The sequence below is a fragment of the Mesorhizobium sp. M7A.F.Ca.CA.001.08.2.1 genome, from assembly GCF_003998455.1.
Taxonomy (GTDB): Bacteria; Pseudomonadota; Alphaproteobacteria; order Rhizobiales; family Rhizobiaceae; genus Mesorhizobium; species Mesorhizobium ciceri.
Window position 1 is genome coordinate 1 of record NZ_RZPW01000259.1, and the last position, 7,790, is coordinate 7,790.

Annotated in this window: 5 protein-coding genes; all 5 read left to right on the forward strand. The window is 59.6% G+C overall.

The annotated features are described in order from the left end of the window. A partial coding sequence (locus EN914_RS16865) for a DUF3467 domain-containing protein (RefSeq protein ID WP_348631913.1) occupies window positions 1–385 on the forward strand: 385 nt, incomplete at its 5' end. Beyond that, entirely contained in the window at window positions 369–1,262 is an 894-nt protein-coding gene (locus EN914_RS16870; RefSeq protein ID WP_024504959.1) for an efflux RND transporter periplasmic adaptor subunit, read from the forward strand. The genes EN914_RS16865 and EN914_RS16870, both read left to right, overlap by 17 nt. A 456-nt stretch (window positions 1,263–1,718) precedes the next feature. Then, window positions 1,719–3,269 (forward strand): HlyD family efflux transporter periplasmic adaptor subunit, encoded by a 1,551-nt coding sequence (locus EN914_RS16875; protein ID WP_164752907.1) that lies wholly within the window; start codon window positions 1,719–1,721, stop codon window positions 3,267–3,269. An 18-nt stretch (window positions 3,270–3,287) separates the two neighbouring features. Next, a complete protein-coding gene (locus EN914_RS16880) occupies window positions 3,288–5,435 on the forward strand; it encodes a hypothetical protein (RefSeq protein WP_024504957.1) in 2,148 nt (715 codons plus the stop codon). A 37-nt stretch (window positions 5,436–5,472) separates the two neighbouring features. Next, on the forward strand, window positions 5,473–7,434 hold the full coding sequence (locus tag EN914_RS16885) for a DEAD/DEAH box helicase (protein WP_164752926.1): 1,962 nt from the start codon (window positions 5,473–5,475) through the stop codon (window positions 7,432–7,434). Window positions 7,435–7,790: the final 356 nt, after the last annotated feature.

A 7,790-nucleotide genomic window follows, 5' to 3' on the forward strand; every position in this document is an offset into this window, starting at 1 on the left:
GGGCAGAGCAGAAGGAATTAGCCAAGCGTTTCGAGCCAGTATCGGGACTGATCGGCGGGTAGGGAGAAGGGGTAACACGATGGCGAGCGGCAAGTCAGAGAATGGCTCAAACGAAACGATTGCGGCGGGCAAGACGCAGCCTCCTGTACGTTTGAACACGGCGAACTTGAAAAGCAGCTATTGCAATGTCTGCAACGCCACCAGCACGCGAGAAGAGGTGGTCCTCAATTTCGGGATCAACCAGAATTGGGATCTTCAGCAGCGAGATCTCGAGATCGAGCTGCACCACCGCATTATCCTGAGCCCATTCGCGGCGAAGCGCTTGCAGGAGCTCATTACGAAGCTCATCCAGGAGCACGAAAACCGCCATGGCGAACTGCGCTAAGCTGCGATTATCGCACTCTTCTCTTTGCGCCTTGGTGATCGGCGCTTCTGCAGCGCTGGCATTTGCGTCTGCTTCGAAGCCCGCTCTTGCGCAAGAGAGACAAGCCGCCTTCGATGCCGATTGTCTGATTGAGCCAAGTGCGAAGGTCGAGCTCGGCGCTTCCGTTTCAGGGCTCGTGAAAGAGGTATTTGCCGATCGTGGCGATGCAGTTACAGCAGGTCAAATCGTAGCCGAGCTCGACTCGGGCGTCGAACGAACCTCGCTCGAGGTAGCCCGGGCTCGGGCAGAAAACGACCATGAGGTGCTCTCGAAAAGATCTCGAATGGAATACCTCACCAAGAAGTCCAATCGGATAACGAAGCTCGCCGAGATGAAGGCAGCATCCGAGGCGAGCCGCGACGAAAGCGATTCTGACTTGAAACAAGCCGAGCAGGAACTGCACGAGGCCGAACTTAGCTTTCGGATGGCGCAGCTCGAGTTGAGGCATTCAGAGGCACTGCTGGAGCAGCGTATGATACGCAGCCCGTACGACGGTGTTGTCATAGAGCGCGCGCTCACGGCCGGAGCGTACCTTCACGACCAGGCCCACGTGTTGACTATCCTTAGGACCGATCCGCTGTTTGTGGAGGTGTATCTGCCACTCGAACGCTTGGGAAGAATCCAGGTCGGCGCTCTTGCCGAAGTCTATCCGGAAGACCCTGTCGGGGGCCGTCTTACCGCCAAGGTGTCGGTGGTCGACCGGTTCATCGATGCCCCCAGCGCGACTTTCGGTGTGAGGCTTACGCTCGACAACCCGGAGGGCAAGGTGCCGGCGGGGCTGCGCTGCACGATCAAGTTTCGCACGCTTGTTGCGAACCAGCGGCACGATGCGGGGTGAACTGGCGTGGGCGGACGAAGATGGAAAAGCGAGCGGTCCACCATTGCTTGGAACAGGACAGCGTTTTGTCCGCCTCTATGAAATCGATTGGGCCTGGTGCCACGGATCTCGAGGTGTTCGATGGACACTCTTGATCAATTTGAAAACGACGCTACGAGGGACCGCACCGCGGATGGCGGCAAAGTTTCGTCGCGGGATGACGCCGTGCTTTGGGCGTCGCTTGCGACAGCCGACAACCTGGCAACGTTCTGCTCCTGCTGGCTGGCTCTGCAGTGTAGCCAGATCCAGCAAACGGGGGCTGGCCTCCTTCTGCTTCAGAGTCCAGAAGGTCCGTACCGGCCTGCCGCCATTTGGCCGGACCCCGAAAAGGATGTCTCATACCTGAGCCCTGGGGCAGAGCAGGCAATCCGAGAGCACCGTGGGGTCGTACGATCAATCCCGGCAAGTACGGGTCCTATGGCGCGTGTGCATGTCGCATTTCCAATCGACGTGCAGGGCAACGCCGTAGGCGTCGTCGTGCTTGACGTTGTCTCCCATGCCGGTTTCGATCTCAAGTCCGTTTTCCGGCAGTTGCAATGGGGGACCGGGTGGCTGGAAGCAGCCTTGCTGCGGCAGCGGGCCACTGGCGAGATAGGTCTGCTCGCTCGCGCAAATGCAACCCTCCACATGCTTGCAGTCGTCGAGGAACACTCCAGACTCCAGACTGCGGCCTTGGCTCTGACGAACGAAGTTGCGGCGCGCTTCGGCTGCGAGCGCGTTTCACTGGGGTTCCATGAGCGGCGCGGAATCCGGATGCGGGCGATGTCGCACTCGGCCTGGTTTCAGCGGAAGTCGGAGTTGGTCGGCACACTGGAAAACGCCATGGACGAGGCGTTCGACCAGAGACTACCGGTATCTTATCCCGTGGTGACTGGAACCGAACGGCGGATCGCGGTAGCTCACAAGGAACTTGTCGGTTCGGGCCGGATCAGGAGCGTTCTGTCGGTGCTGCTCTCAGCCGCCAACGGACCGATCGGCGTGATGACGCTGGAGCGTCAAACCAACGATCCTTTTGATCTCGAGGCGGTTCAAACTCTCCAGCTCCTTGGGACCCTTGCCGGCCCTGTGCTTGAGCTGCAGCGAGGGTCCGAGCGCTGGATCGCTGGCAGGATCGCCACAAACGCCCGGTCAACCCTTACGGCGATCTTCGGACCGCGCCGACCCGCGCTCAAGCTCGCAGTCCTGTCGGCACTCGCTCTGTTCGGGTCTCTCGCCTTTGCCAACACCGAATTCCGGGTATCAGCCAAGTCCGTGCTCGAGGGCTCGATACAGCGAGCCGCGGTGGCGCCCTTCGACGGGTTCATCGCCCGCGCAAATGTGCGACCTGGCGACATCGTACACCAGGGTGACGTTCTCGCTAGCCTCGACGATCGCGATCTCGTGCTGGAGAGCACGCGGTGGGAGATGGAGGTTCGCAAACTCCAGCAGAAACACAGAGACGCACAATCGCAGCACGACCGGCTGAATATGCAGGTGCTGCAGGCGCAGATCGATCAGGCAGAGGCCCAAGCGAGACTAGCCAAGGATAAGCTGGCGCGCAGCAGGATTGTCGCCGCGGTCGACGGCTTCGTTGTCTCTGGGGATCTAAGTCAGATGCTCGGCGCACCTGTTCAGCAAGGCAAGGTTTTGTTCGAGGTCGCGCCGTTGAGTTCATATCGGGTCGTGTTGCGGGTCGATGAGGAGGACATCCGGCACATTGCCATCGGACAAAAGGGTGCTCTCGCGCTTACCGGTGCGGCCGGCCAGACGGTCCCATTCCGTATCGCCCGGCTGACCTCCGTGGCGACCGCCGAGGACGGCCGTAACTTCTTCCGCGTCGAAGCGAACCTGCTTTCCAATGACCTTCCTCTGCGGCCGGGTATGGAAGGCATCGGCAAGATCGAAATTGGTGAGCGCCGGCTGCTTTGGGTTTTGGGGCGCAACCTGATCGAGCGAACCAGGCTCCTTATCTGGGCTTGGATCCCCTAATGGGCATGGGAGCAGGTGGTGGTTGAACCGTTTCTGAGCTCAAACTGGTATAGGGTCTGCGGCCTCAAGCCGAAGCTCCGGCTTCATGCGCGGATCCATCGTCATCGCTATCGCGGCAGCGCCTGGTACGTCATTCAGGACGCCGCCAGCGGCAAGTCCCACCGGTTCACACCGGTCGCATACTACTTCATTGCCAATCTCGACGGGCGACAGACTGTCGACGCCATCTGGAACAGCATGGTGGACATGTTCGGCGACAGTGCGCCGAGCCAGGACGAGACAATTGGATTGCTGACGCAGCTTCATGTCGCGGATCTCATTCGCCACGACACTCAGCCGGACGCCCTGGAAGCATTCGATCGGTTCTCCAAGCAAAGTCAGGCGCTATTGAAGCGCAATCTCAAGAGCCCGCTATCCCTCACTCTGCCACTCTTTGACCCCGATCGCTTCCTGAAGGCGGCACTCCCGTTTTGCCGCGGGCTTTTTGGCAAGCTCGGCCTGGTTCTGTGGGTTGTCGTTGTCGCGCCTGCGCTGTACTTGGCCAGCCTTCACTCACATGCCCTGTCGCAAGATATCTCGGATCGGGTCTTCGCGGCGCAGGGCCTGCTTTTGATTGCTCTTGTCTATCCTGTCGTCAAACTGCTGCATGAACTGGGGCACGGTCTGACGACGCGGGCCTTCGGTGGTGAAGTCCATGAAATGGGGCTGATGTTCCTGGTCTTCTTTCCTGTGCCCTATGTGAATGCTTCGGCATCGGCCGGATTTCGCAGCAAGTATCAGCGTGCAGCAGTGGCAGGGGCCGGAATCCTGGTTGAAACGCTGCTAGCGGCCTTTGGGCTCTATGTGTGGCTGACTGTGGAGACCGGCGTCGTGCGGGCAATAGCCTTCGACGTGATGCTCGTTGCCGGTCTTTCGACCGTGCTGGTCAACGGAAATCCGCTGCTCAAGTTCGACGGCTACTTCGTGCTGGCCGATCTTGTCGAGATGCCCAATCTCGCACAGCGCTCGTCCGAATTCTGGGGCCGCCTGGTCGAGCGCTATGCCTTCGGTGTCGAAAAGGAGCGCACGCTTCCGCTCGGTCCGGGCGAACGAATCTGGTTGCTTGCTTTCGCGCCCGCGTCATTCATCTATCGAATGCTCGTCCTGTTCGGCATTTCGCTGTTTGTCGCAACGCACTACCTGATCCTCGGCATCCTTGTGGCACTGTGGGGGATCGTTTCGGGTGTGGCGCTGCCCGCAGCCAAGATGCTATGGCACGTCATCGCCAGCCCTCGATTGCGCCGTCATCGGATGCGGGCAGTGGTGGTCACGTCCCTCACCTTGCTTGCTGGAACCGCGCTGCTCTTTGCTGTGCCAGCCCCGCACCTGACAATGTCACAAGGCGTGATCTGGCTGCCGGAGGAAGCCTACGTCCGCGCCGGCGCTGATGGATTCCTGCGGGAACTGAAGCGCCTCCCTGGCTCACCCGTGGAACCGGGCCAGCCCCTGTTCGAAAGCACCGATCCGGTTCTGGAGATGCAGAGTTCAATCCTGAAGGCCCGCGTCAGGGAACTTGATCTTCAGTTCCGGGCGGAACGTTTTGTCAACCGCGCGCAGGCCGAGGTGACAAGGAAGGAACTTGATGAAGCCCAGGCGGAGCTCGATCGAGCGCAGGATCGTTTTCGCCACCTGGTGGCGACCAGCGCCGCTGCCGGAGTTCTGGTCGTTGAACAGAGCGAGGATATGCCTGAGCGCTTCTTCCGGCAGGGAGCGATCCTCGGTTATGTGACGCCACCTGCGGGAAGCATCGTCCGCGTAGTGGTCTCGCAGGACGATATCGATCTCGTGCGAGAGAAATTGATTCGCGTCACGGTGCGAATGCCGGGACAGAGTGGCGCCGCGGTTCCGGCGGAAATTCTGCGTGAAGTGCCTGCCGCCTACGACAAGCTTCCGAGCAAGGCTTTGACGTCGAGCGGTGGTGGCGCCATTGCCGTTGATCCGCGTGACGCCGAGGGGCTCAACTCCCTCAGACGCTGGTTCCAATTCGATCTGAAGATTTCCGCTGACGCTCTCCCGCCAGCTTTCGGGAGCCGCGTTTATGTTCGGTTCGAGCTCGAATGGGAGCCGGTTGGCCTGCAGATGGCACGCCGGGTGCGGCAACTCTTTCTGTCCCAGTTCCATGCGTGAAGACACGATCAGGCCTTGGAGGATCGCGGACCTCCGGATGATGCCGTTTGCCGAAAGACGGCGGGAGACCGCGAGCTTCCTCGACGACGCTCTCACCAGAGTCCAGGCAAAGGTCAAGCGCCGACCAAGTATGACGTTGAACGGCTTCAGAACATTTCTGGAAGACGTCGAGCGCTTTGGGGACGAGTATCAAACGCTCGCTGATGACAGCATCTCGGTGGCCGCTGAAAAAATCAAGCTGGCCCTCTCGCGTGAAGGACTCGCAGAAAGCATCGTCGCTCGTTCATTTGCGCTAATAAGAGAATGCTCGCAACGTCTCCTCGGCATGCAGCATCATCCGGTGCAACTTATCGGTGGCTATGCACTTCTCAAAGGTCGACTCGCGGAGATGGAAACGGGTGAAGGCAAGACGCTCACGGCGCTCCTGCCGGCGGCCACAGCCGCGCTCGCTGGAGTTCCAGTCCACATCGTCACTGTTAACGACTATCTTGCACAGCGGGATGCTGATCAACTCAGGCCCGTCTATGAGAACCTTGGACTAACGGTAGGGCTGGTGCTGCATGGGCAAGATCCATCGGTTCGTAGCGCTGCCTACGCTTGCGACGTCGCCTACTGCACCAACAAAGAGCTTACCTTTGACTACCTGCGGGATACGATCGCGCTGCGCGGGCGTCGCAGCGGTGCTCGTGTTCTGCTAGACAAGACGATCGGTGACGGGCAGCAGGCATCCCAGCTCCTGTTGCGGGGGTTGCATTTTGCAATTGTCGACGAGGCCGACAGCGTGTTGGTTGATGAAGCCAGGACACCCCTCATCATTTCGCGCGAGACTGACGATCCGGCTGCGACCGAGATTTACAGGGCAGCGTTGGATTTGGCTAAAGGTCTGAGGGCCGGTGAGCACTATCGTTTGTTGGGCAGCGAGAGGGCAGTCCGGCTGACCGAACGAGGGCGGGCCTTAGTCGCTGGCACTGACGCCTCGGCTGTGGGCGGCCTTTGGGCGTCGCGAAGGGTGCGCCTTGAATTGGTGGAGCAGGCCCTGTCCGCCCTCCATCTCTTCAAACGGGACGTCCACTATATTGTGACAGACGGGAAGGTACAGATTGTCGACGAGTATACTGGACGGGTAATGGCCGACCGGTCTTGGGAGCGCGGTCTTCACCAACTGGTGGAGACTAAAGAAGGTTGTAAAACAACCGGCCGTCGGGAAACACTTGCACAGATTACCTATCAACGATTCTTCAGGAGATATTTGTGGCTGGCTGGGATGACCGGCACGGCTGCGGAGATTTCGACGGAGCTGCAGGAAGTCTATGGGCTCGAGGTCGTCAGAATTCCGACGCATCGCGGGGTCCAGCGACGGAACGTGGGGGTATACCTTTGCCGAACCGCCGAGGAAAAGTGGCGCAAAGTCGCCGCCCATGTGCGCGAGTTGAGGAAGCTCGGAAGACCAGTCCTCATTGGAACTCGATCGGTCGAAGCTTCTGAGCAGCTGAGTGCCTTGCTCAATTCGCATGGACTTGGCCACACGGTGCTGAATGCCCGTCAGGACGCGGAGGAAGCGGCCATCGTTGCGGCTGCGGGAGAAGCAGGGCGCGTGACCGTAGCGACAAACATGGCGGGTCGAGGAACCGACATTCGGCTCGCGCAGAGCATTGTCCAAAGCGGCGGATTACATGTCGTTCTGACCGAATTCCACGAATCTGCTCGCATCGATCGTCAGCTCTTCGGGCGATGCGCACGTCAGGGCGACCCGGGCAGTTTCGAGGCTATCGTCTCGCTGGAGGATGAGTTGTTTCGCCGCTACGCGAGAGTCCTTGCTCGGATTGTGTACGCGATTGCACTAGGCAGACCGGAGTTGGCGTCTGGACTCTTCTGTCGCCTGCTGCGGTGGCTCGCACAGCATTCTGCGGAGAACAGAAACCTGGCTGCCCGCAGGCAAACCATGAAGCAGGACGCTAAGCTTGAGAAGGCCCTGGCGTTCGCCGGGGCTCCAGAATAGCAGGCCCGGAATTTGCGTTCGGTTTAGGCCGACTGCTAGCTAATCGGGGCGCGATTTGCGAAACAAGTCCTCGCATTTTGGCAAACCAATATGCCGTCCAGAATTATCTGTCGTTGGTGATACCCCAAGTCCGGAATTATCTGTCGAAGACTGCTAAGTGGTTCATATTCCACCCTTTTCGCCGGACGAGGTTACCAATGCCCTTCGGTCAACAGGTTACCAATGTGCCCCAACGACAATTAATTCCGAACTGGCGCTAAGGGGCTGTCTCCATTAAGCTTACTGCGGCGTTGATTGGTAACCTGAGGCCACCCAACAAGCGGATTGGTAACCCACAGGAACGGGTTTTGGTAACC